The organism is Galbibacter sp. PAP.153 (assembly GCF_037029175.1).
GTDB lineage: Bacteria > Bacteroidota > Bacteroidia > Flavobacteriales > Flavobacteriaceae > Galbibacter > Galbibacter pacificus.
In genome coordinates, this window is record NZ_JAZEUN010000029.1 from 1 (window position 1) to 23,286 (window position 23,286).

22 protein-coding genes and 1 pseudogene are annotated in these 23,286 nt (G+C 39.9%); 14 read left to right on the forward strand and 9 right to left on the reverse strand.

Features of this window, described 5'->3' with window-relative positions; genetic code table 11:
* Positions 1-198: 198 nt before the first annotated feature.
* From UXI14_RS15950 to UXI14_RS15960, 3 genes are all read right to left on the reverse strand, one after another.
* Positions 199-711, reverse strand: a complete 513-nt coding sequence (locus tag UXI14_RS15950; protein WP_277900517.1) for an acyl-CoA thioesterase — start codon at positions 709-711, stop codon at positions 199-201.
* 79 nt (positions 712-790) lie between these two features.
* Positions 791-1,825, reverse strand: a complete 1,035-nt coding sequence (locus UXI14_RS15955; RefSeq protein ID WP_335966978.1) for an alpha/beta hydrolase — start codon at positions 1,823-1,825, stop codon at positions 791-793.
* A gap of 187 nt (positions 1,826-2,012) precedes the next feature.
* Positions 2,013-2,954, reverse strand: a complete 942-nt coding sequence (locus UXI14_RS15960; RefSeq protein WP_335966979.1) for an SPOR domain-containing protein — start codon at positions 2,952-2,954, stop codon at positions 2,013-2,015.
* A gap of 431 nt (positions 2,955-3,385) precedes the next feature.
* Between UXI14_RS15960 and UXI14_RS15965 the strand changes: the two are divergent.
* A pseudogene (locus tag UXI14_RS15965) lies at positions 3,386-3,613 on the forward strand (transposase); the annotation flags it as partial.
* Positions 3,614-3,646: 33 nt separating this feature from the next.
* Here the strand turns inward: UXI14_RS15965 and trpS are convergent.
* Positions 3,647-4,615 carry a tryptophan--tRNA ligase gene (gene trpS, locus UXI14_RS15970; RefSeq protein ID WP_335966980.1) on the reverse strand — a complete coding sequence of 323 codons (969 nt, stop codon included), beginning with the start codon at positions 4,613-4,615 and terminating at the stop codon, positions 3,647-3,649.
* A 74-nt stretch (positions 4,616-4,689) separates the two neighbouring features.
* On the opposite strand from trpS, the gene UXI14_RS15975 reads away from it, so the two are divergent.
* A complete protein-coding gene (locus UXI14_RS15975; RefSeq protein ID WP_335966981.1) occupies positions 4,690-5,454 on the forward strand; it encodes a lysophospholipid acyltransferase family protein in 765 nt (254 codons plus the stop codon).
* 46 nt (positions 5,455-5,500) lie between these two features.
* Here the strand turns inward: UXI14_RS15975 and UXI14_RS15980 are convergent, their stop codons facing one another.
* From UXI14_RS15980 to recA, 4 genes are all read right to left on the reverse strand, one after another.
* Positions 5,501-6,970, reverse strand: a complete 1,470-nt coding sequence (locus UXI14_RS15980; protein ID WP_335966982.1) for an outer membrane beta-barrel protein — start codon at positions 6,968-6,970, stop codon at positions 5,501-5,503.
* Between the two features lie 54 nt (positions 6,971-7,024).
* A complete protein-coding gene (locus UXI14_RS15985; protein ID WP_277900511.1) occupies positions 7,025-7,567 on the reverse strand; it encodes an RNA polymerase sigma factor in 543 nt (180 codons plus the stop codon).
* 27 nt (positions 7,568-7,594) lie between these two features.
* On the reverse strand, positions 7,595-8,032 hold the full coding sequence (locus tag UXI14_RS15990; RefSeq protein ID WP_335966983.1) for a hypothetical protein: 438 nt from the start codon (positions 8,030-8,032) through the stop codon (positions 7,595-7,597).
* Positions 8,033-8,203: 171 nt separating this feature from the next.
* Positions 8,204-9,211, reverse strand: coding sequence for a recombinase RecA (gene recA / locus UXI14_RS15995; protein WP_277900509.1), 1,008 nt, complete (start codon positions 9,209-9,211; stop codon positions 8,204-8,206).
* Between the two features lie 615 nt (positions 9,212-9,826).
* Between recA and UXI14_RS16000 the strand changes: the two genes are divergently transcribed.
* The 12 genes from UXI14_RS16000 (at position 9,827) to UXI14_RS16055 (ending at position 22,482) form a co-directional block, all read left to right on the forward strand.
* Positions 9,827-10,858 carry a rhodanese-related sulfurtransferase gene (locus UXI14_RS16000; protein ID WP_335966984.1) on the forward strand — a complete coding sequence of 344 codons (1,032 nt, stop codon included), beginning with the start codon at positions 9,827-9,829 and terminating at the stop codon, positions 10,856-10,858.
* A gap of 238 nt (positions 10,859-11,096) precedes the next feature.
* Entirely contained in the window at positions 11,097-12,263 is a 1,167-nt protein-coding gene (ricT, locus tag UXI14_RS16005) for a regulatory iron-sulfur-containing complex subunit RicT (RefSeq protein ID WP_335966985.1), read from the forward strand.
* The gene (locus tag UXI14_RS16010; RefSeq protein WP_335966986.1) at positions 12,256-12,744 is read left to right on the forward strand and encodes a gliding motility lipoprotein GldH; all 489 of its coding nucleotides are present in this window, start codon (positions 12,256-12,258) and stop codon (positions 12,742-12,744) included. Before ricT ends, UXI14_RS16010 begins: the two co-directional genes overlap by 8 nt.
* Before the next feature lies 1 nt (position 12,745).
* A complete protein-coding gene (locus UXI14_RS16015; RefSeq protein WP_335966987.1) occupies positions 12,746-15,091 on the forward strand; it encodes a transglycosylase domain-containing protein in 2,346 nt (781 codons plus the stop codon).
* A gap of 185 nt (positions 15,092-15,276) precedes the next feature.
* Positions 15,277-15,816, forward strand: a complete 540-nt coding sequence (locus UXI14_RS16020; RefSeq protein ID WP_335966988.1) for an isochorismatase family protein — start codon at positions 15,277-15,279, stop codon at positions 15,814-15,816.
* A 91-nt stretch (positions 15,817-15,907) separates the two neighbouring features.
* A complete protein-coding gene (locus UXI14_RS16025) occupies positions 15,908-17,047 on the forward strand; it encodes a P1 family peptidase (protein WP_335966989.1) in 1,140 nt (379 codons plus the stop codon).
* A 223-nt stretch (positions 17,048-17,270) separates the two neighbouring features.
* Positions 17,271-17,972: a CoA transferase subunit A gene (locus UXI14_RS16030; protein ID WP_335966990.1), complete on the forward strand. Its 702-nt coding sequence runs from the start codon at positions 17,271-17,273 to the stop codon at positions 17,970-17,972.
* 92 nt (positions 17,973-18,064) lie between these two features.
* Entirely contained in the window at positions 18,065-18,721 is a 657-nt protein-coding gene (locus tag UXI14_RS16035) for a CoA transferase subunit B (protein WP_335966991.1), read from the forward strand.
* Positions 18,722-19,358: 637 nt separating this feature from the next.
* Positions 19,359-19,925 carry a hypothetical protein gene (locus UXI14_RS16040; RefSeq protein ID WP_335966992.1) on the forward strand — a complete coding sequence of 189 codons (567 nt, stop codon included), beginning with the start codon at positions 19,359-19,361 and terminating at the stop codon, positions 19,923-19,925.
* Positions 19,926-19,939: 14 nt separating this feature from the next.
* A complete protein-coding gene (locus tag UXI14_RS16045; protein WP_335966993.1) occupies positions 19,940-20,356 on the forward strand; it encodes a hypothetical protein in 417 nt (138 codons plus the stop codon).
* 165 nt (positions 20,357-20,521) lie between these two features.
* Positions 20,522-20,776 carry a DUF4212 domain-containing protein gene (locus UXI14_RS16050; protein WP_335966994.1) on the forward strand — a complete coding sequence of 85 codons (255 nt, stop codon included), beginning with the start codon at positions 20,522-20,524 and terminating at the stop codon, positions 20,774-20,776.
* 8 nt (positions 20,777-20,784) lie between these two features.
* Positions 20,785-22,482 carry a sodium:solute symporter family protein gene (locus UXI14_RS16055; RefSeq protein ID WP_335966995.1) on the forward strand — a complete coding sequence of 566 codons (1,698 nt, stop codon included), beginning with the start codon at positions 20,785-20,787 and terminating at the stop codon, positions 22,480-22,482.
* A 52-nt stretch (positions 22,483-22,534) separates the two neighbouring features.
* Here UXI14_RS16055 and UXI14_RS16060 read toward each other — a convergent pair whose 3' ends face one another.
* On the reverse strand, positions 22,535-23,281 hold the full coding sequence (locus UXI14_RS16060; RefSeq protein ID WP_277900496.1) for a succinate dehydrogenase/fumarate reductase iron-sulfur subunit: 747 nt from the start codon (positions 23,279-23,281) through the stop codon (positions 22,535-22,537).
* Between the last annotated feature and the right edge of the window lie 5 nt (positions 23,282-23,286).

Here is a 23,286-nt window from a genome sequence, read left to right on the forward strand (position 1 = left end):
TATGTATGTATGACATTTGTCATACATACAAAGAATAAGATATGCTACTTTTGATGCCACTATAGAGGACATGGGAGCTATTTGTTTCTCTATATTGTAATAATAGGGTTGAGTTAATTGTAAGTAAAAAGGCTTTGATTAAGTTCAAAGCCTTTTTTATTTCTTGGATTTGTTGAATTTTATATTGAAAGATGCCTTTTATTGTATAAAAAGTGCTTTTAATTCGGTAGCATCATTAGGTTTCATTTTGCCGGCCAGCACCAAACTTAATTGTTTTCTTCTTAAAGCGGCATCGTACCTTTCTTTTTCAAGTTTTGTTTCTGGGTTAATGGGCGGTACCGCAACAGGTTTTCCCGTATCATCTACGGCAACAAAGGTGTAAATGGCCTCGTTTGCTTTGCTTCTGTGTCCGTTTTCCCGGTCTTCAATCCAAACATCTATATAGATTTCCATGGAACTGTTAAACGCTCTGGAAACACGGGCTTCAACAGTAACTACACTTCCTAGCGGAATGGCCCTGTTAAAAGCAACATGGTTTACTGAAGCTGTAACGGTTACCCGGCGGGAATGGCGCCTGGCAGAAATACTTGCGGCACGGTCCATCCGGGCCAATAGTTCGCCCCCGAATAAATTATTTAACGGATTGGTTTCACTTGGTAAAACAAGGTCGGTCATTACCGTATGCGATTCACTGGGTGTTTTTGCTTGCATTGTTTAAATTTTATGCAAAGATATTTCCAAAAGAATGAAAAAAAGAAAATTATTCTTGTAATCTTATCCTTTCAATTATTTATTCTTTATAAAACACATTGTCTAGAAAAGAAATTATTTTTTTTAGCGGTTCAATCGCGTCTTTTTCAAAGCTGTTTCCCAAAAATTCGTTGGTGCCCGAATCCAGATAGGCATGGTTTCTCCCTTCGTAGACCCAATAGTCTACAGGTTGGCCTTCTTCTTTTAATTTGTCTACATATGCTTTTATCGATACCGGGGTTGTTGTATTGTCTTTGGAGCCTACATGGCAAAATTGTGGAGGCAATTTCCTGTCATTTGCATTAGGTACGGTATATATTGGAGATACTTTTTTGTAGTAGTCGGGATTTTCTTTTACGTTTGTGTTTTCTCCAAAAATCCCCCTCGCTTTGGCGCCTCCCATTTCCCAAAAAAAGTTTGAGGGACTTTCAAAACCATTTTTTCCATCGCCATAAGCGGCCGCATATATATCTACCGCGGGGTAACTTAAAACAGCAGCCTGAACTTGCAGCGCATTATTTTTTTTAATGGTTTCTATATTTTCTCCTTTGGGTATGTAAGTGGGGTTAAACCCAAGACTGTTGCCTTTAAAACCTGAAGCATTTAAATAATCGCTACCATTTATCACCATGGCGGCCAAGTGCCCGCCAGCGCTGTCGCCGGTAATGGCAATGGCATTCGGGTTGCCTTTGTAGGCTTCTATGTTTTCTTTTACCCATAATACGGCCCCCATGGCATCTTCTATAATCTCGTTCATGTTGGTAGTATTGTTGTTGGCGGTAAGCAACCTGTAATTTACATTGCAAATTACATAATTGGCATGCGAGGCCAGGTATTTTGACATTTCGTCCATAATGGATTTATTGTTGATAAGCCATCCGCCACCGTGGTATATAATTAAAACCGGGTAACTGTCTTTGTTGGTAGTCGGGGTATAAATATCCATAGTAAGGTCGAAACCTTTTGGGCTGGCCCATAAAATGTCTTTTTTTTCGGAAAATGAATGTATCGGGTTTTCTTGGGCAATACAAAAAGGGGCAACTGCCAAGAATAAAATTAGAATTGCTTTTTTCATTGTTTTTAGATTGGTTATACGGCTATCTAAAATACAATTTGTTTTAATATGAAGCAGGTTTTTATAAGAAGTAATGCAGTTTATCTTTATACCGCCATATAGCATGAAGCATAAAAGAATACTTACTAAAAATAAAGGCAGGACTTGAAAAATCACGAAAACTGCTAAAACCCGTTTGTGTAGCTCGTTAGTCTATTTCATCAACCAAAAGCCAAGCCTCGGGAGATTCTTCTTTTTTAACCTTGCGCAAGAAAGACAAAGCTTCGGGTACTTCGGCAAAGCTGGCATAGGTTACTTGATGCAGTCCGTATTTGTTTTCGCCTATCCGTTCGGCATCATAGCCTTTTTGCTTCAGTTGGGCAACTCTTTTATCGGCATTTTCTTCAACCCTAAAAGCACCGGCAATTACATGGTATTTAAGCGGTTGTTTTTCAAGTTTAAGCGTAATGGAAGGGATTTCCAATGGCGTAGTGTCAAAAAACGTAGCTTCTTGAATATCCTTTTCTATTTGTTGTTGAACCTGTTGTTGGGCAACCTGAACTTGGTTTGTTTGCTGTAAATCGACAAATTTATAGCCAACCGTACCCGCCGACAAAGCCAATAAGAAAATAGCCGCATATTTTAGGTAAGAAAGATTCTTCCTTCTTTCGGGAGTAAAGGCAATTGGAGCCTTGTCTTCAAGGATTTCAACTTCTTTTTTAAGTTCTTCGCGGGTAATGGCGGGAGAAACAAAAGAAGAAAACCCAAATGAAGAAGTAAGGTAATTTATATGGTAAGAAGGTTGGAACAATATTTTTTGTTCGTCGCTGTACCATAAATCGCCAATATTTTTAAGCTCTATTTTTTGGTTTTGCGCCAATGCTTTCTGCCAACCGAGAACGGCCTGTTCTATCTTTCCTGTGGCCTCCTCATAAGCAATTCCCAAAACCTCGGCGGTGTATTTGGTCAACAATCCGTCGTTGGATTTTAATTGCTCGTTAAAAGCAATGGATTTTGAAGGCGGATAGAAAGCATTCGTGGTATAATGTACTTTGGCAGGCTGGTGTTGTGTAATAAAAGAACCAAAACACGGCACGGTAACACATTCGTACCTGTATAGTAAATCGCTTATGTAATTCTCAATTCGCATACAGCAAAGATGGAAAAAAATGATGTTTAATCGAAAAATGTTTTTCAGTTTTTATTAACAGTTGTTCTTTTTCTATAAATGCGTATTGGCAATCAGCTAATTAAAAGACCGAAAGGGAATTGTTTTTTGTATATACTTCAAAGTAAAAATAGACTTTCTTATTCATGCCCGCCCTCTAAACTCCCTTTAAAGGAAAACCGTCTCAGGTTATAAAATAATTCTTTGACTTTGAACGGTAATTATGAGAAAGTGTACATCCGGCCCACAACAAAAGGCAAAGCTTTTAAAAGAGTTTGATAACGGAAAATAGCCGCAGAAATTCGGCCGTGGACACGGTGTGAGTACGGCAGTCTGTTTAACATAAGTTCGCTGTAAGAAAATAGGTTGTTTGCCATCATAAAGAAGCAGAAATTTAGGATGCTTATGCAACTAAAATTCTGCTTAGAAAAAGAGCGGTTATGGAGAGTGTCAACGATATTCTGAAGAACCAATGTCAGATTGAACACACCAGACATTGAAGCTTCGATAACTTTATTGCAAACCTAGTTTCTGGATTAATTACCTATTCATTTTACCCCACCAAACCCAACATACATATCGGTAATATTCAAAAGAATTCAATATATCGAAACGCATGTTATTTACATTCCTTGGTATAACTTTTATAGGCTGTTTAATTAAAAATAACCTGATTAATAACCAATTTTGCTTCTTACGCGCGCCAAGGTGGCATTGGCCACTTTTTTGGCTTTTTCTGCACCAATGGCCAGTGCTTCGTCTACTTCCGTAAGATTTTCCATATAGTAGTTAAACCGTTCCCTTTCGGTAGCAAACTTATGGGTGATGAGCTCGTACAAAGCTTGCTTTGCGTGGCCGTAACCATAACCGCCTTCTTCGTAATTCTTTCTCATTTCTGCAATTTGTTCTTCCGAAGCCAATAATTTATATATACCGAATACATTGCAGGTGTCGGGATTTTTTGGCGCTTCAAGAGGTATGCTGTCCGTTTCTATGCCCATAACTTGTTTGCGCAGTTTTTTGTCCGGAAGAAAAATATTGATAATGTTGTTTCTGGATTTGCTCATTTTATGGCCATCCGTGCCGGGAATGTACATGGTTGCCTCCTGTACTTTTCCTTGGGGAATAACAAAGGTCTCGCCAATTTGAGTGTGCATCCTGGAAGCTACATCGCGTGTTATCTCTATATGCTGCATTTGGTCTTTCCCAACCGGAACTATTTCGGCATCGTACAATAAAATATCGGCGGCCATGAGCATGGGGTAGGTAAACAGTCCTGCATTTACATCATCGAGCCTGTCGGCCTTGTCTTTGAAAGAATGTGCCAAGGTGAGGCGCTGAAAAGGAAAATAGCAGCTTAAATACCAGGTAAGCTCGGCTGTTTGCGGAACGTCGCTCTGCCGGTAAAAAACCACTTTGTTGATGTCGAGCCCAAAAGCAAGCCATGCGGCGGCAACGCTGTATGTGTTGTTTTTTAACTCGCTCCCATTTTTTATTTGCGTAAGCGAATGCATATCGGCAATAAACAAAAAAGAGTCGTTTTCTGGTTGTTGCGCCAATTTTATTGCGGGAATTATCGCGCCCAACAAATTTCCCAAATGCGGGGTTCCCGTACTTTGTATGCCTGTGAGTATTCTCGCCATGTCTTTTTCTCTAGAATGGCACAAAGGTATAATGTTTTGCAAAAAGTATACAACAAATGTTTATTTTTGACTTCATGACTAAAATATTTACGCGTTTTTTTCAGCTTTTGTACCGTTTGTGGTTTTACATTTTAGTAACCATACCAATAGTTATATTTTTCCCAGTCCTTTTAATAGTGTCATCTTCCGAACGTTTGTATCCACAATTCTTTTGGATAGCCAGAAATATATGGGCCAATTTTATACTTTACGGTATGTTTTTTATTCCTTCCGTGAAAAAAGAACAAAAGCTTGAAAAAGGCAAAAGCTATATGTTGATAGCCAATCATACTTCTATGGCCGATATTATGTTGATGTTGAAAGTATCTAAAAACCCATTTGTTTTTGTGGGGAAGCGCGAATTGGCCAAAATCCCTATTTTCGGCTTTTTTTACAAGCGCGTATGTATTTTGGTAGATAGGAGCTCGGCAAGTAGCAGGACGGCCGTATACAAGAGTGCACAGCGGCGTTTAAAGCAAGGTTTGAGCGTATGTATATTTCCCGAAGGTGGTGTGCCCGACGATACTGCCGTTGTGTTGGACGAATTTAAGGACGGTGCCTTTAGGTTGGCCATAGAGCACGAAATACCCATTGTGCCCATTGTATTTTTAGACAATAAAAAGCGTTTTTCTTATGAGTTTTTTAGCGGGAGCCCGGGAAAAATGCGGGCCCGTATCCTTCCGTTTATTGAGACCAAAGGCCTGGGATCTTCTCATGGAACCGAAATAAAAAAGCAGGCAAGAACCCTGATATTCAATAAGCTTACAAAGAAAATCCCTTCCGGAGAGAAAGGGATTTAAATTCAGGTTGATTGCGTGTTATGCAATGGCAGCCCGACTAACTGTCTTAAAACTGAAAGCTCAAACCGGTATATACCCCGAGCAAATACGGGCTAAAGCCACCATCTTCCCTAGAAAATGTATTTAATTGATATTTAAACATAGGTTCGAGGTTAAACAATAACTTATTGGTGACTTGGAAATCTACGCCTACACCAATATTGGTACTAAAGCTAAGGTCGTTCAGGTTATTGGCTTCTCCAACTTCGGTTGCCATATTGTTGGTCTCGAAAGAAACTTCGTTATCGGTTAAAAACAGCGAGCTTACCCCGCCAATAATATTGACCCCAAACCTTTTATCTACCAACCGATATTTTAATTCCATGGGGATTTCCAAATAACCAAATTTTTGGTCCATACTACCCGACGACACCACTTCGTCCCTTGCCTGAATTTCGTCATTGAAATTGGCCGACGGCGTTTTTTGGTCCGATACGTTTAATGCAGTTGCAGAGTTCTTAAAGGTAATGTTTGATGTAGACTTTTCTGCACTGAAAACAGAGGGGCCAAACGAAACATTGTTTGTGGTGTAGCCCATGTTCACACTATTGATACCAGACCTCACGCTTAATCTTTTGCTTACATTATAGGCTATGTTGATACCGTAGCTCATGTTTACATCGCCGGTTTTCGAGTTGCCGGCAAAATCGGTGTTAATTGGAGAGCCTTTGCTTAGCGAATTGTAATAAATAGGGGCAACATTTGGGTTTACGCTCCACCTTGCAGGTTTTTCGCTTGTGCTCGCCAAGGTTTCTTCTTCCTTTTCTTTTTCCATTTCGTCCACATAATCCAATAGGGATTTTTTTGTGCTTGTGCTGTCGATGTCGTTCTCCTTTTCTGCGGCTTCGTCGTTATTGGTTACAGCAATGTTATTGTTATTTTTAAAGATTGTGTTATCGTCTGGAATTGCTTTTTGGTCGTCGTTTACAGGAATATTGTTTTGGGCAATTTCGGGGCTATTGCTCTTTTTTGTTCCTTCGGATGGAGCATTAAGTTTCCCGTCATGGCCAGAAGTTTTGTTTTTGTCTACCGTTTCGTTGTTTGCAACACCGTTTTGTGGTGTTTTATAGGAAGAGGATCTGATAATTTTAGAATTATCTTGGTGGCTTTCTTCCGAATTTTTTAAATCTTCATTTTCGGTTTCGGCAACAGCATCGGATGTTTCGTCTTTGGCAGAAGTGTTGTCTTGAGTCGCTGTATTTCCGTTGTCAATACTATCGTTTGTGTGGGTAATGGTATTGCCTTCTGGAAAAGTTTCCTCTGGATTGTTCCAAAATAAACCATTCAGTATAAAGAAAAGTGCCAATGCAGCAGCAGCGGCACCGCCCAGTTTCCACCATATCGGGACAATGCCTCTTTTCTTGTCTTTTTTATCAAGAGAAGCCTGTATGTCGTTCCATACATGCGATGGCGGAGCAGCTTCAAAATCTTTGAACTTCTCTTGAAATAAGCGTTCTATGTTTTTCTTGTCGTTCATTTTTAATACCAATTATACCAAAGGGTATTATTTATTTTTTGTGGGCATGTGCTTTTAAACTGAATTTACCCTGTTTTTTAATTCGTCTTCTTCAATTTTGTTTCTAAGGGCCATTTTGGCCCGGGCCAGGTTCGACTTGGATGTTCCTTCGTTTATTTGAAGCATTTCTGCAATTTCTTTATGAGAATACCCGTCGAGTACATATAAATTAAATGTCAGCCGGTACCGGTCTGGCAGTTCTTGTATAAGTTTTAAAAGATAATTTAACGAAATGTCTTCTTCTGGCAGTTCTACTTCTATATCGGCTTCCAAATTATTTGGCAATGCGTCAAGGGCACTTTCTTTTCTGTACTTTTGGAGTACGGTATTTACGGTAACCCTTTTCATCCAGCCTTCAAAAGAACCTCTAAAATTATACGTGTCTATCTTGTTAAAAATAACCATGAAGCTATCATGCAGATTATCTTCTGCCTCTGTTTTGTTGCGGGAATATTTAAGGCATACGCTAAACAATTTAGAACTGTACAGTTTGTATAGTTGTTCTTGAGCCTTTCTATTTTGCCGCTTACACTGTTTTATGAGCTGTTCTAAACTCACTCGTATAGCTGGGTTATTTTATACTTTCTATTCTTCGCCTGCTTCCTGAACAGGGACTTCGTATGTAAGGTACTCTTTTTCACCGTCTTCGTCTTCACCTACATAAAACTTAAATGTGTAGGGGTCTCTGTACCGTACTTCAAAATCAAAATTATCGGTTCCTTCAATAGCTGTCAAATCCTTACAGTCTGCTCTTTCTACAACTGCCGCAATTGCAAAGATAGTACGTTCTGTTTCACCGGTGGGGTTAAACTCAAATCCATCGTATATATGGCAATCTGTAGGGCGCAAATAAGTAAACTCGATGTTGTACATTTTTCCATATTCAAAATATTCGGGCAGGTCGGCACCTGTTATTTCGAGGGTTTCATAATGGAAATTAGCAGTATCATCATCCGAAATGTCGCAAGAACTAAAGCCAAGCAATAATAAGCAACTTAGTGTTAGCGCAAATATCTTCTTCATTATTATATAGTATTTTATTACTAGATGCTTTTTAGTGCCAAGGGTTGCGTTTGGTGGAAAAAAATTGTTTAAAACTTACTTTTGACTTTTTCTAATAATAGAAAACAGGTTAAAAAAAGCCCCGGGGATTTTAAAAATCCTCAGGGCTTTTATCTATAGGAGCTTTTTATGCTATGTATTTATAGTTTTTATGGCTTCCCTTATTTTTCCTTCAAGTTCTTCCAGTAACTCAGGATTGTCCTGTAGCAGGGTTTTAACGGCGTCACGGCCCTGTCCAAGTTTGGTGTCGCCATAACTAAACCAAGAGCCGCTCTTTTTAATAATTTCAAATTCTACGCCAAGGTCCAGGATTTCACCAATACGGGAGATTCCTTCTCCATACATAATGTCGAATTCTGTTGCCTTAAAAGGCGGGGCAACTTTGTTTTTTACCACTTTTACACGGGTTTTATTACCAGAGGCACCCCCATCGCTATCTTTTATTTGTGTTGAACGGCGAATGTCCAGCCTTACCGAGGCATAAAATTTTAAGGCATTACCACCGGTAGTGGTTTCTGGATTGCCAAACATAACGCCAATCTTTTCCCTTAACTGGTTAATAAAGACAACGGTACATTTGGTTTTACTTATGCTGGCCGTAAGCTTACGCAAGGCTTGCGACATCAAGCGGGCATGCAGCCCCATTTTAGAGTCGCCCATTTCGCCTTCGATCTCGCTTTTGGGTGTTAAGGCGGCAACAGAATCGATAATAACGATGTCAATGGCACCAGAACGTATGAGGTTGTCTGCAATTTCCAAAGCCTGCTCTCCGTGGTCTGGTTGTGAAATAATCAAATTGTCTATATCTACGCCCAGTTTTTGTGCATAAAATCTATCAAAAGCATGTTCTGCATCAATAAAGGCAGCAATGCCACCAGCTTTTTGAGCTTCAGCAATGGCATGTAAGGTGAGGGTGGTTTTTCCGGAAGACTCCGGACCGTATATTTCAACAATCCTTCCTCTTGGGTAACCGCCAACTCCCAAGGCTATATCTAGCCCAATGGACCCCGTTGGAATGGCATCAACATCTTCAACAACACTGTCGCCCATTTTCATAACAGCTCCCTTGCCATAGGTTTTATCCAGTTTGTCCAAGGTGAGCTTCAGGGCTTTTAACTTAGCATCTTTTTCCGAACTCATTTTTCTCTGTGTACTTTTATTTTTTTGATTCGTGCTAAAATACTATTTCTTTTTTCAGCATACAATTTTGCCGCGCAACCTTTTTAAATATTTTGCATCTATCCAAGAAAAGGAAGGGACGATTTAATGAAAAGCAATGTCTACGTATTAAATGTTAAATCGGCCAACCTCACAGTTGCAATTCGTTGCAATGGCAAGCTGGATGGAGGCTAGGTTCGTTGTTATGTGCAATGATGAATATTTTTTTAAATATTTTAATAACAACGAATTAGCTACGAAAAGGGTTTTGGTTTTTACCAAAGCCCTTTTTGTTTTTATTGAGGAAATTTTGAATAGCGGTTAACGATCAGGGGTTCATGGCTAAATGCTAATCGATAACTGTTGGCAGTGAATTAACACCCAATACGCATCAAAATAAAACAAACATGAAACCTTGAATTTTGAACTTGAAGCCCATTACATTATGCAACTTCTCCTTCATCGAAGTGACTAAAACTTTGAATAGTTGAACACTAAACGCTAAACCCTTCACTTGAAAACGCACCAAATTGTCAATCAAAGAAAAAAGCGTATTTTTGCAAAAAATTTCTTTTAACGTAAAACTATTGGTATAGCATGCAACTGTACAATAACTTGAGCGCAGAGGAAAGGGCAAAACTTATTGAGGAGGCGGGTAAAGACCGCTTAACAATCTCTTTCTATAAATACGCTAAAATTGGAAATCCTCAAATTTTTAGAAACCATTTATTCTTGGCCTGGAACGAACTGGATGTTCTCGGTAGGATTTATGTTGCTCACGAAGGGATTAATGCACAACTTTCGGTTCCTGCCGATTTGTTCCACGATTTTAAGGCACATATAGATTCCATTACCTTCCTGGAAAATGTACGTTTAAACATTGCTATTGAGCACGACAACTTTGCCTTTTTAAAGTTGAAGGTAAAAGTACGCGATAAAATAGTAGCCGACGGGCTTAACGACGAAACTTTTGATGTTACAAATAAAGGCGTACATGTAGATGCCATAAAGTTTAACGAACTTATAGAAGACCCAAACACGGTCTTGGTAGACATGCGCAACCATTACGAAAGCGAAATTGGCCGTTTTAAGAATGCCATTACCCCCGATGTGGATACTTTTAGGGACTCCCTGCCGATTATAGAAAAAGACCTAAAAAAACACAAAGAAGATAAAAACCTGGTCATGTACTGTACCGGGGGCATTCGCTGTGAAAAAGCCAGTGCATATTACAAACATAAAGGATTTAAAAACGTATTTCAGCTCGAAGGCGGGATTATTAATTATGTAAGACAAGTTGAAGAAAATAAACTTGAAAATAAATTTATAGGAAAAAACTTTGTGTTCGACGAGCGCCGGGCAGAACGTATTTCAGAAGATGTTATCGCGCATTGCCACCAATGCGGAAAACCATGCGATACACACGTAAATTGTGCCAATGAGGCATGCCATTTACTGTTTATTCAATGTGAAGAATGTGCCAAAAAAATGAATCATTGCTGTTCTGATGAATGCATGGACATTATTGCATTGCCTTACGAAGAACAAAAAGCCCTGAGGAAAGGGAAAGGGGTGAGCAACTTGATATTTAAAAAAGGCAGGTCCAAAGTATTGAAGTTTAAAAAGTAAATGATACAGAATAGAACAATAGGTATAATCGTGAAGATGGTGTAGCAGAAGGCATTCCGAATTGAAACGGAAAAAAGAAACCCGATAAAATTTCTGGGCAATACCCAGAAAAACCATTAACTTATAACTATTCTCTATTAACTAATTTGAAAATAGTATCTTTACGATACTAAAAAAGTATTTATGAACCTAAACCGAAGAAATTGCAGCGGCAAACTTTGGTTCAATATATAAGATTATGGGATGTAGCAGTTGTTCAACCGGGAAGGGTGGGCAACCTCGTGGGTGTAAGAATAACGGTACTTGCGGAACCGATGGTTGTAATAAACTTACCGTTTTTGATTGGCTTTCTAATATGTCGTTACCCAATGGCCATGAGCCTTTCGATTGTGTAGAAGTACGATTTAAAAATAGTAGAAAAGAGTTTTTTAGAAATAAAGAAAACCTGACCCTTTCCATTGGGGATATCGTGGCCACCGAGTCTTCCCCGGGGCACGACGTAGGGGTGGTTACTTTGGTGGGCGAATTGGTAAAGGTGCAAATGAAAAAGAAAAAGGTAGATTATACCGATGAAAACCTGCCTAAAATCTACCGAAAAGCTTCTCAAAAAGATATCGACATCTGGCAAACGGCACGCGGTCGCGAACCCGAAGTACAAAAAAGATCGCGGGAGCTGGCAATACAGCTTCAGTTGCAAATGAAAATCTCCGATGTAGAATTTCAGGGCGATGGATCAAAGGCTACCTTTTATTATACCGCCGAGGAACGTGTAGATTTCCGCCAGCTTATAAAAGACATGGCACGGGCTTTTAGTACCCGCATAGAAATGCGCCAAATAGGCTATCGTCAGGAAGCGGCCCGTTTGGGCGGAATTGGTTCCTGCGGGAGGGAATTGTGCTGTTCTACCTGGCTAACCGATTTTAGGTCGGTAAACACCGCATCGGCACGTTACCAGCAATTGTCCTTAAATCCCCAAAAACTTGCGGGGCAGTGCGGAAAACTAAAATGTTGCCTTAATTACGAACTGGACGCATACCTGGATGCGCTTAAAGATTTTCCCAACCAAGAAGAACGCCTAAAAACCAAAAAAGGCGAAGCCATTTGTCAAAAAATAGACATCTTTAAAGGCCTTTTATGGTATGCATACGAAGGAGAATGGGCAAATTGGTTTGTACTAACCACGGGACAGGTAAAAGAGATAATCGCTAAAAACAAGAAAAAAGAAACCGTTACCAGCCTTGAAGAATATGCATTAGATCTCTCCGTAGATACTAAAACAGAGTTTGAGAACGTTGTAGGTCAGGATAGTTTAACACGTTTCGACAGGCCCAAAGGACAGAGAAGGCAAAAGAAAAACAAGAAGAAACGCAACAACAATAAAAGGAAAAGATCTAGGAATGTATAAAAGGCTCATTTCTTTATTTCTTATAATATTCATAGTTGCCGCATGCAATTCCAATGCCGTTTATGGCGAGTACAAAGCAGTAAAAGGAAGTTGGGGCAAAGGCGAAAAAGTTGACTTCACTTTTGTGCCTCCCGATTCCCTAAATGCGTACAATGTTTTCATCAACTTAAGAAACGATGAAAAATATCCTTTTAGTAATTTGTTTTTAATAGTTAATTTGGACTTTCCAAATGGAAAAACCGTTTCCGATACTTTAGAGTACGAAATGGCAAAACCTAATGGCGAATGGCTTGGAAAAGGTTTTTCTTCCGTTAAGGAAAACAAACTGTTTTACAAAGAAAATGTTGTATTCCCCACAATGGGCACCTACCGCATAGCAATAGAGCATGCCATGCGTAAAAACGGCAATGTAAGCGGGGTTCCGTCCTTGAAGGGAATTACAGACATTGGTATAAGTATTGAAAAATCAGCTGAAAAATAAAATGGCAAAAAAAGCGACAAATAAAAAAACAAAAAAGAACGATCAAGGGTTTAAAAAATATATTCTTTGGTTCTGGAGAATCTTTGCAGCAGGCATCCTTTTTGTAGTGCTTATATTTTTATTGGCCTCTTGGGGCGTTTTCGGGAAATTGCCTTCATTTGAAATCTTGGAAAACCCACAAACAAACTTAGCTTCCGAAGTTATTTCTGCCGATGGGAAAACCTTGGGAAAATACTATTTAAACGACAACAGGACGCCTGTAAATTTTGAAGAACTCCCAAAGCATCTGGTAAATGCATTGGTGGCCACCGAAGACGAGCGCTATTACGACCATTCCGGAATTGATGCTTGGGGAACCTTGCGGGCCGCCGTATTTTTGGGAACACGTGGCGGGGCGAGTACCATCTCGCAACAATTGGCAAAACAATTGTTTACCGAACAGGTTTCTTCTAATATTCTGGAAAGGATCATTCAAAAAATAAAAGAATGGATTATTGCGGTACGATTGGAACGGCAATATACCAAACAGGAAATTATTGCCATGTATTTTAATATATACGATTTTGGCAATAATGCCGATGGTATCCGTTCGGCAGCACGTATTTATTTTGGTAAGGAACCCGGGGAGCTCGACGTTGAAGAATCGGCTATGTTGGTTGGGATGTTTAAAAACTCGTCGTTGTATAATCCCAGAAGAAACGAAAAAGGGGTAACCAACCGCAGGAATGTGGTGCTCAACCAAATGTACAAAAACGACTTTATAGACGAAACAGCCCTCGATACATTAAAAGCATTGCCTTTGGATATAGATTACCATCCGGAATCGCACCGCGAAGGAATTGCAACTTATTTTAGGATGTACTTAAGAGATTGGTTGAAAGATTGGGCAAGCGACCCCGAAAATTACCGTCCCGACGGAGAAAAATACAATATTTACCTTGACGGACTTAAAATTTTCACCACCATAGATTCGCGTATGCAAGCCTATGCCGAGCAAGCCGTACAAGAGCACATGAAGCGCTTACAGGCCGAGTTTTTCGTGCAGAATACAGACAAACGCAACCCAACGGCTCCATTTCTGGACCTTACGCCCGAACAAATACAAAGAACATACGATCACTCCATGAAACAATCTGAGCGTTGGAGGCATATGCGCGACGATCTGGGCAAATCTACAGAAGAAATCATGGCCTCTTTTAAAGAGAAAATCCCCATGGAAGTCTTTACTTGGAAAGGGGAGAAAGATACCGTGATGTCGCCACTGGATTCCATAAAATACTACAAGTATTTTTTACGTACCGGAATGATGTCCATGGACCCACAGTCTGGCCATGTAAAAGCTTGGGTTGGCGGAATTAATTACAAGCATTTTCAATACGACCAGGTAAAACAGGGGCGCCGTCAGGCAGGTTCAACCTTCAAACCTTTTGTATATGCCACCGCCATCGACCAATTGCACTTATCGCCTTGCGATGAGCTGCCCGATATTTACACCTGTATTGAAGCCAATAAATATGGAAATATAGAACCTTGGTGCCCAAAAAATTCCGATGGGAAATATTCAGGAGATATGTATACCTTAAAATATGCCTTGGCAAATTCAGTGAACACCATTACGGCCAGATTAATGGATAAAGTGGGGCCACAGCCCGTAGTGAGCTTAATAAAGCGGATGGGCGTTGAAGCACCTATACTCCCGGTACCTTCCATTGCCCTTGGAACGCCCGATATCTCTGTTTATGAGATGGTAGGGGCATTTGGTACGTTTGCCAATCAAGGGGTGTATGTTAAACCGGTCATGATTACCCGAATTGAGGATAAAAACGGCACGGTTTTATACGAATCGGTCCCCGAAACCCGTGATGTATTGAGCAAAGAAGTGGCCTATACCACGGTGAAATTAATGGAAGGGGTTACCGAATCTGGTTCCGGTGCGCGTTTACGGGGTAGCTGGGCCAAAAACCAAACCATGTATAAAGAAATTATAACAGGTTATCCATACGAATTTACAAACCCGATTGCAGGAAAAACGGGAACCACACAAAACCAAAGTGACGGTTGGTTTATGGGCATGGTGCCCAACCTAGTTACCGGAGTTTGGGTCGGTGGTGAAGACAGGGCCACCCATTTTGCCGGGATCCGTTATGGTCAAGGAGCCAGCATGGCATTGCCCATTTGGGGGCTGTACATGAAAAAATGCTATGCAGATGAAGATTTGGATGTTTCCAAAGATGATTTTGAGCGTCCGGAAGATCTGTCCATACGTGTAGATTGCAGTCAACCTGCCGAAGAAAGCAAAGATTCGTTAAAAATAGATTACAACGAAGGCGTTGATATCGACTTTTAAACCTGTGTTCGATTATTTTGATTTTTTAATAATAATCGGACCCAGATTTTAAGTTGTATTCTTTTATAAAATGTTTTCGGGTATACGGTACAACCATATAGGCTGTTGTTATGCCTAAAATGTTTTCCGTTATCAATGTATAATTGTCAAAGGTTCGTATCTTTATGAGGCGACAAAGAAAAGACATGAAAACGTTATTAATTGTAGATGTACAAAACGATTTTTGTACTGGCGGGGTTTTAGCAGCAAAAGGAGGCGAAGAAGTGGTCCCGGTAATCAATAGTATTGTTGATAAATTCGACTTGATAATCGCTTCCAAGGATTGGCACCCCAAACAAACAAAGCATTTCAACAAATGGCCGCCACATTGTGTCCAGCATACATACGGTGCCGCATTTCACACCGACCTGAACATTGATAAAATAGACCAGATATTTTTTAAGGGAACAGGCACCTTGGACGATGGCTATTCTGCTTTTGAAGCCACGAATGTGAATATGTACGAATATTTAAGCAAACAAGAAGTAAGTCAGCTATATGTCTCCGGGATCGCAACAGATTATTGCGTGCTTTCGTCAGCTTTAGACTCGGTACAGGCCGGTTATACAACATACGTTATTACGGATGCTGTCCGGGCAGTTAACGTAAACCCAGATGATGGTGATAAAGCTTTACAGCAAATGAAGGATGCCGGATGCATACTCATTACTTCCGAAAACATATGAAATGCCCATAACAAAATTTTAGATGCCAACCGAAATGATAATTAGGGGTATTCCATCTGACCATTAAAAAAAATAAATAAAATAGTAACAGATGAAGCCGTTCTCTAGAATAGTCACCTTCTTTTTATTTTTCCTCACAACAGTTTCATACAATTATGCACAACAGCGCGTTAGGGATTATGGTATTCAAATAGGCGTCATCCCAACAGGAAAGCACAACGCTATTATTGATGTTAAAGGGGTTAAAGTTGGGCATGTTACCATAGAAAAAGACGATTCCGTTCACACTGGCGTAACGGCGATTCTTCCGCATGGCGGCAATATTTTTCAGGAAAAAGTTCCCGCTGCCATTTTTGTGGGCAATGGTTTTGGAAAGTTGGCCGGAAGCACTCAAATTGAGGAGCTTGGCACTATTGAAACCCCTATAATTTTAACCAATACGCTTAATGTTGGCACAGCGGTCGAAGCTGTTGTAAAATATACATTACAACAAAAGGACAACGAAAATGTACGTTCGGTCAATGCAGTGGTAGGCGAAACCAATGATGGTTATTTAAACGATATCCGTGGTATGCACGTAACACATAATGAGGTGCTTGAAGCCATAGAAACTGCTTCAGAAGCCAATACAACAGAAGGGAGCATCGGTGCCGGAACCGGGACTATTTGCTTTGGCTATAAAGGGGGCATAGGCACATCTTCCAGAAAATTGCCCGGAAATTTAGGGGGCTATACCATAGGTGTTATGGTACAAACCAATTTTGGAGGGGTTTTGCAAATAGCCGGCATCAATATAGGGAAAAAACTGGGGAATTTCTCCTTTAGCAACCAACTTTTAAACAATGTAGATGGTTCTTGTATGGTTGTAGTGGCCACAGATGCGCCTTTGACCGATAGAAACTTAAAACGCCTGGCAAAAAGAGCTTTTATGGGCTTGGCAAAAACCGGGGGCATCGCTTCAAACGGGAGTGGCGATTACATAATTGCCTTTTCTACGTCCAAACAAGTGCGCGTGCCCTATAAGTCTATTCCGCTATTAAAACAAGAAGTAGTTTCCAACGATTATATGTCGCCCCTATTTATGGCTGCCATTGAAGCCACCGAAGAAGCCATTTTAAATTCCCTTTTTATGGGGGAAACCACCACTGGAAAAGACGGAAGGATTATAAAAGCATTGCCCGTGCCCAAGGTTATATCTATTTTAAAAGCGCATAAGTTAATCGAGGAGTAATACCGCAAAGTAGGAGACTTTGTGGAGCTAGAGAAATAACAAACCTTAATGAAAAATCAAAAATTTCCGGACCACAAAGCATATGATATGCGTATAAATTAATAGCAGGGAAATGATTTTCTTTGTCAAGGACATCAAAAACATATAAAAACATCTTCAATTTGTGTAGTATATATTTCAATTTTGTTGAAATATTCGTAATTTTCCGGTAAAATATTGATAAATGATTAACAAGAAGGTAAAATCGGTAACAGAAGCCGTGAATGGCGTAAAAGACGGTATGACTTTTATGCTGGGCGGGTTTGGGTTGTGTGGAATCCCAGAGAATTGTATTCAGCAATTGGTAAAACTCAACATAAAGGACCTTACCTGTATCTCGAACAATGCCGGGGTAGACGATTTTGGCCTCGGGCTCCTGCTACAAAAACATCAAATAAAAAAAATGATTTCTTCTTATGTAGGCGAAAACGATGAATTTGAACGTCAGATGCTTAGCGGAGAACTGGATGTAGAGCTTATTCCGCAGGGAACATTAGCCGAGCGTTGCCGCGCAGCACAAGCTGGAATTCCTGCTTTTTATACCCCCGCCGGTTATGGGACCGAGGTTGCCGATGGCAAAGAAACAAGGGAGTTTAATGGTAAGCATTACGTACTCGAACATGCGTTTAAAGCAGATTTTGCCTTTGTAAAAGCATGGAAGGGAGACGAAGCCGGAAACATTATCTTTAAGGGGACCGCCCGTAATTTCAATCCCGTAATGTGCGGTGCAGCCAAAACTACAGTTGTTGAGGTAGAAGAACTGGTGCCTGCCGGAAGTTTAGACCCCAACCAGATTCATGTCCCCGGAATATTCGTGCAGCGAATCTATGAAGGCGCCAAGTACGAAAAGCGAATCGAGCAACGAACCGTTAGGAAAAAAAGTTAATCGGATAATTAGAAAATGAAATAATTTGATGATGAGATGAATCGAGAATAGCATAAAGGGAATCTTCAAATTAACACACCAATGAATTAATTATGGGTTTAAGTAAAGAACAAATAGCGCAACGTATCGCCAAAGAGGTAAAAGACGGATATTACGTAAACTTAGGTATTGGAATACCCACTTTAGTTGCCAATTATGTACGCGGCGATATTTCGGTTGAATTTCAAAGCGAAAACGGTGTTTTGGGCATGGGGCCTTTTCCTTTTGAAGGCGAAGAAGATGCCGATATTATTAACGCCGGGAAACAAACCATTACAACCCTGCCCGGTGCTTCTTTTTTCGATTCGGCCTTGAGTTTTGGCATGATCCGTGGGCAACATGTAGACCTTACCATTCTCGGTGCTATGGAAGTTGCTCAAAATGGCGATATTGCCAATTGGAAAATTCCCGGAAAAATGGTGAAGGGGATGGGCGGTGCCATGGATTTGGTTTCTTCGGCAGAAAATATTATCGTAGCCATGATGCATACCAACCGTGCAGGGGAATCCAAGCTGCTTCGGGAGTGTAGTTTGCCGTTAACGGGGGTTGGCTGTGTTAAAAAAATTGTTACCAACCTGGCGGTACTTGAAGTTACAAAAGAAGGCTTCTTGTTGCTAGAACGGGCACCGGGGGTTTCTGTAGACGACATAAAAGCAGTTACCGAAGGGAATTTGTTGGTTTCTGGCGAAGTCCCCGAAATGCAGGTTTAAGGCAAGACCAGATACATCCAGTTTTTTACAGGCTTCAAAAGTATCAACGCTCAAACTAGCTTTAATTTGAGAGTCCAATTAATGGCGGTCGTAGCTATATAATAGTGGATATAGTGATATTTTTGTTTCTTGTGCATTTCGTCGAAATTTTAAAGCGCTTTATCTAATAATTCATTTTTTCTTCTAGATTTGTAGCCATTAACATATAGGTTTTGTTGAAACATACTACATAAATTATTTTACAACAATTTTGATATGGTTCACAACAAAAAAGTGCAATTTCAATTAATATGATTTAAGTTTATTATCCCAATATTAATTAATGATACAATCACCTACTTAAACTATTTGTGCATATGAGAGATTATACTTTAACCTACGAAGACAACCAACAAAGTCAATCGATTTTTAATATTTTAAGTGATAATATTAAAGGAACGATTATACTAATGAAAAGTTTAATGTTAATTGCAAAAAAACTTTTAATGTTCTAAAAGCCCCATTTTAAGAACAAGCCCCAAAGTTTTTGCTAAGAAGTTAAAAAAGGAGACAGCTTTTAAAGCCTGTCTCCTTTTTATAATAATCGAACTCAGGTTTAAAGAAGTTCTTTTAGTATTTTTGCCGCTTTAATTCTAAAGTGTTTAAAGTGGTTTCCCGGTACATAAGCTTAACAATCTATCTTTTTATTGTATTTATTCATTTTATCTATATCGGGGCTATTTTGTTTGATAATGCAGATAGTTATTATTTAATTGCTGCCATAGTTAGTATGGTATTGCTAATGACTATTTTTCATTATAAAGTCCCTTTAAAACATAATGCCGATCTGTATGAAGATTTTTATTTAATCTTATTTGTAGTATTGGGGGCGTTTGCCGCGAAATATATACAAGTTATAGCTAATTTCAACAGTGTTTTGGCGGTTTCGTTAATTGGGCTGTTATCGTCTTACATTCCAAACCTCAATAAGCAGAACAATTCTTTGAAAGATATTCCACCGGCCATATATTGTGGTGCCTTTATAGCGATGTCCAACGACGTCGTTGCTTTCAATTGGGTTTTTATATGCATAGCATCGGCTGTATCCGGAATTTTATTGATTGTCTCCAAAAGCGTATTTAAGGGCGTAGGCGGAAAATTGGGCACCATTGCTTTTGCCGGGGTGGTATGTACTTCGTTTTTGTTTCTTTTAATTTATAACTAAAACTAAACAGTTTCATGGAAACCTTTATTGTATTGTTAACGGGTATTTTTGGGGCAACAATTACTTTTTTTATCAATTGCTATTTAGCATATGGACCTGTGCGGTCTTCCTCTATAGCATCGTTGGCAACGGCCTTGTTTTTTTATGCTTTCCCCAATTTGTTTCCCGATTTTTATACACATACAGTTCCTTTGGTTTTTATTGGAGGTTCTTTTATCGGGATGGTTTCATACAGGGTTATGAAGAATGTATGGCTTGTTCCGCTGTCCGGGCTTGTATTCTCCTTTTTTTATATCAATTCCGCGTCTTTTTTTTCAGGTTATGGCGGGGCATTGGGTACAGCGGCATGTATTTCTATAATTGTTGTCCTTGGGTTTTATAGAATTTTACGATTGTTTAAGTTGAGGTATAAAAAACAACGCTCTCTTTGATGGATTGCCAGATAATCAATTACGCTTGAGGAAACAATCATTTTGATTGATTACGGATTTTATTATTGGGTATTATTCATTTTTTATTGTTAGATATTGAGTATCATTTAATTTTTTAATAAAAAAAATGTATTATTGTTCATCGAACCATCAAACTTTAAAATAATGGTCAATACTTCAAATGATGCTTATTGGAAAGAAAATTTAAAATACTTGTTTGTTTTATTGTGCATCTGGTTTATTGTTTCCTTTGGTTTCGGCATACTTCTGGTCGATACGTTAAACCAAATCAAGATCGGTGGTTTTAAATTAGGGTTTTGGTTTGCCCAGCAAGGTTCCATTTATGTTTTTATCCTCTTAATTCTAATCTATGTAATCCTAATGAATAGATTGGACAAAAAATACAACCTTAACGAATAAGCTTTTTTATGTCAGTTCAACTACTAACCTATGTCCTTGTTGGAATTACCTTTGCCCTTTATATTGGAATAGCCATTTGGAGCCGGGCAGGTTCTACCAAAGATTTTTATGTGGCCGGAGGAGGTGTTTCCCCATTGGCGAACGGTATGGCCACAGCAGCCGATTGGATGTCGGCAGCCTCTTTTATTTCCATGGCTGGAATTATTTCGTTCTCCGGATATGACGGTTCGGTCTTTTTAATGGGCTGGACAGGCGGTTATGTGCTCCTTGCGCTTTTATTGGCACCTTATCTTCGTAAATTCGGAAAGTTTACAGTGCCCGATTTTATAGGCGATAGGTATTATTCTAAAACCGCACGTTTGGTGGCGGTTATTTGTGCTTTGTTTGTTTCGTTCACCTATATCGCCGGGCAAATGCGTGGTGTAGGCGTGGTTTTCTCCCGCTTCTTAGAAGTTGAGGTCAATACAGGAGTATATGTTGGCATGGGCATTGTATTGTTTTATGCGGTTTTGGGTGGAATGAAAGGTATTACCTATACACAAGTAGCACAGTATTGTGTAATGATATTTGCTTTTATGGTCCCGGCTATTTTTATTTCCATACAAATGACGGGAAACCCGGTTCCGCAATTTGGTTTTGGAGATCGGGCACACGACGGGGTTTATTTATTGGATAAATTGGACGGGCTGCAACAGGAATTAGGATTTCATGAATATACTTCGGGAAGTAAATCTACATTGGATGTATTTTTAATTACCGCCGCCTTAATGATGGGTACCGCAGGATTGCCGCATGTAATTGTTCGGTTTTTTACAGTACCAAAGGTAAAAGACGCACGTAAATCGGCTTTGTATGCGCTTATCTTTATTGCTATTTTGTACACCACTGCACCCGCCATTGCTGTTTTTGCACGAACCAATTTAATTGAAACCGTAAGCGGAAAATCATATAGTGATATGCCCGAATGGTTTACCAAATGGGAAAAAACAGGGCTGCTTTCTTTTGAAGACAAAAACAACGATGGCAACATTCAATACCTTGCCGATGCATCTAAAAACGAATTGACCATTGACCGTGATATCATGGTTTTGGCAAATCCGGAAATTGCCCGCCTGCCCAATTGGGTAATCGCCTTGGTTGCCGCCGGGGGCATGGCCGCAGCCTTATCTACCGCAGCAGGGTTGTTATTGGTTATTTCGTCATCCATATCGCACGATTTGCTTAAAAAGATGGTGATGCCCCAAATTACAGAAAAACAGGAATTGTGGGCAGCCAGGGCTTCTTCTTTTGTAGCTGTTTGTGTGGCGGGATATTTTGGTATTCATCCGCCGGGTTTTGTGGCTTCGGTTGTTGCATTGGCTTTTGGGCTGGCCGCGGCTTCGTTTTTTCCGGCCATTGTTTTGGGGATTTTTTCAAAGCGGATAAACAAAGAAGGTGCCATTTCCGGAATGATAATGGGCTTGGGCATTACCCTTTATTATATTGCAAGGTTCAAGTTGAATTGGATTGGTTCGGTAGCAACTTCAGGAAAGGAAAATTGGTGGTTTGGTATTTCCCCGGAAGGTTTTGGAACTGTTGGGATGTTTATGAACTTTATTGTAGCCATTGTTGTATCGAAGTTTACCAAACAACCTCCGCAGGAAATCGTGGATATTGTTGAAAATGTTAGGATTCCAAAAGGGGCGGGGCAGGCGCAAACGCATTGAAAAACCCTTTGTATACACAAAGGGTTTGGTTATTGTAATCAAAAAAGATGTTTTACTTCTTCAAACTGGCCGAAAGATATTCCCTGTTCATTCGGGCAATATTTTCCAACGAAATTCCTTTCGGGCATTCAATTTCACAGGCTCCGGTGTTGGAGCAATTTCCAAAACCTTCCTCGTCCATTTGTTTCACCATGTTTAGTACGCGGTCGGTTGCTTCAATTTGTCCTTGAGGCAACAAAGCAAATTGCGATACCTTGGCTGCTGTAAACAGCATGGCGCTTGCATTTTTACAAGCAGCTACACATGCGCCACAGCCAATACAGGTGGCCGCGTTAAACGATTTATCGGCATCATCCTTATTAACAGGAATGGAATTGGCATCAATGGTATTTCCGGAAGTATTAACAGAAATAAATCCGCCTGCTTGCTGTATCCGGTCGAACGAACTTCTGTCAACAATTAAATCTTTAATTACCGGAAAAGCAGTTGCCCTAAAAGGCTCGATGGTAATGGTGTCGCCGTCTTTAAACATGCGCATATGCAATTGGCAGGTAGTTACGCCTCTGTCGGGGCCATGTGGTTCCCCGTTAATTTGAAGCGAGCAGGCCCCGCAAATTCCTTCGCGGCAATCATGGTCGAATTCAACAGGCTCTTCACCTTTTGAAATCAATTCTTCATTTAAAACATCCAGCATTTCTAAGAAAGACATATCTTCTTCTATACCTGCAATTGGGTATTCAACCATCTTTCCTTTGGTGTTGGCATCTTTTTGACGCCATATTTTTAGCTTTAAATTCATACTTT

Excerpts from the sequence above, each read along its gene's own strand:
- UXI14_RS15950 (WP_277900517.1), bottom strand. The coding sequence starts at position 711 with ATGCAAGCAAAAACACCCAGTGAATCGCATACGGTAATGACCGACCTT.
- UXI14_RS15955 (WP_335966978.1), bottom strand. The coding sequence starts at position 1,825 with ATGAAAAAAGCAATTCTAATTTTATTCTTGGCAGTTGCCCCTTTTTGT.
- UXI14_RS15960 (WP_335966979.1), bottom strand. The coding sequence starts at position 2,954 with ATGCGAATTGAGAATTACATAAGCGATTTACTATACAGGTACGAATGT.
- trpS (WP_335966980.1), bottom strand. The coding sequence starts at position 4,615 with ATGGCGAGAATACTCACAGGCATACAAAGTACGGGAACCCCGCATTTG.
- UXI14_RS15975 (WP_335966981.1), top strand. The coding sequence starts at position 4,690 with ATGACTAAAATATTTACGCGTTTTTTTCAGCTTTTGTACCGTTTGTGG.
- UXI14_RS15980 (WP_335966982.1), bottom strand. The coding sequence starts at position 6,970 with ATGAACGACAAGAAAAACATAGAACGCTTATTTCAAGAGAAGTTCAAA.
- UXI14_RS15990 (WP_335966983.1), bottom strand. The coding sequence starts at position 8,032 with ATGAAGAAGATATTTGCGCTAACACTAAGTTGCTTATTATTGCTTGGC.
- recA (WP_277900509.1), bottom strand. The coding sequence starts at position 9,211 with ATGAGTTCGGAAAAAGATGCTAAGTTAAAAGCCCTGAAGCTCACCTTG.
- UXI14_RS16000 (WP_335966984.1), top strand. The coding sequence starts at position 9,827 with ATGCAACTGTACAATAACTTGAGCGCAGAGGAAAGGGCAAAACTTATT.
- ricT (WP_335966985.1), top strand. The coding sequence starts at position 11,097 with ATGGGATGTAGCAGTTGTTCAACCGGGAAGGGTGGGCAACCTCGTGGG.
- UXI14_RS16010 (WP_335966986.1), top strand. The coding sequence starts at position 12,256 with ATGTATAAAAGGCTCATTTCTTTATTTCTTATAATATTCATAGTTGCC.
- UXI14_RS16015 (WP_335966987.1), top strand. The coding sequence starts at position 12,746 with ATGGCAAAAAAAGCGACAAATAAAAAAACAAAAAAGAACGATCAAGGG.
- UXI14_RS16020 (WP_335966988.1), top strand. The coding sequence starts at position 15,277 with ATGAAAACGTTATTAATTGTAGATGTACAAAACGATTTTTGTACTGGC.
- UXI14_RS16025 (WP_335966989.1), top strand. The coding sequence starts at position 15,908 with ATGAAGCCGTTCTCTAGAATAGTCACCTTCTTTTTATTTTTCCTCACA.
- UXI14_RS16030 (WP_335966990.1), top strand. The coding sequence starts at position 17,271 with ATGATTAACAAGAAGGTAAAATCGGTAACAGAAGCCGTGAATGGCGTA.
- UXI14_RS16035 (WP_335966991.1), top strand. The coding sequence starts at position 18,065 with ATGGGTTTAAGTAAAGAACAAATAGCGCAACGTATCGCCAAAGAGGTA.
- UXI14_RS16045 (WP_335966993.1), top strand. The coding sequence starts at position 19,940 with ATGGAAACCTTTATTGTATTGTTAACGGGTATTTTTGGGGCAACAATT.
- UXI14_RS16050 (WP_335966994.1), top strand. The coding sequence starts at position 20,522 with ATGGTCAATACTTCAAATGATGCTTATTGGAAAGAAAATTTAAAATAC.
- UXI14_RS16055 (WP_335966995.1), top strand. The coding sequence starts at position 20,785 with ATGTCAGTTCAACTACTAACCTATGTCCTTGTTGGAATTACCTTTGCC.
- UXI14_RS16060 (WP_277900496.1), bottom strand. The coding sequence starts at position 23,281 with ATGAATTTAAAGCTAAAAATATGGCGTCAAAAAGATGCCAACACCAAA.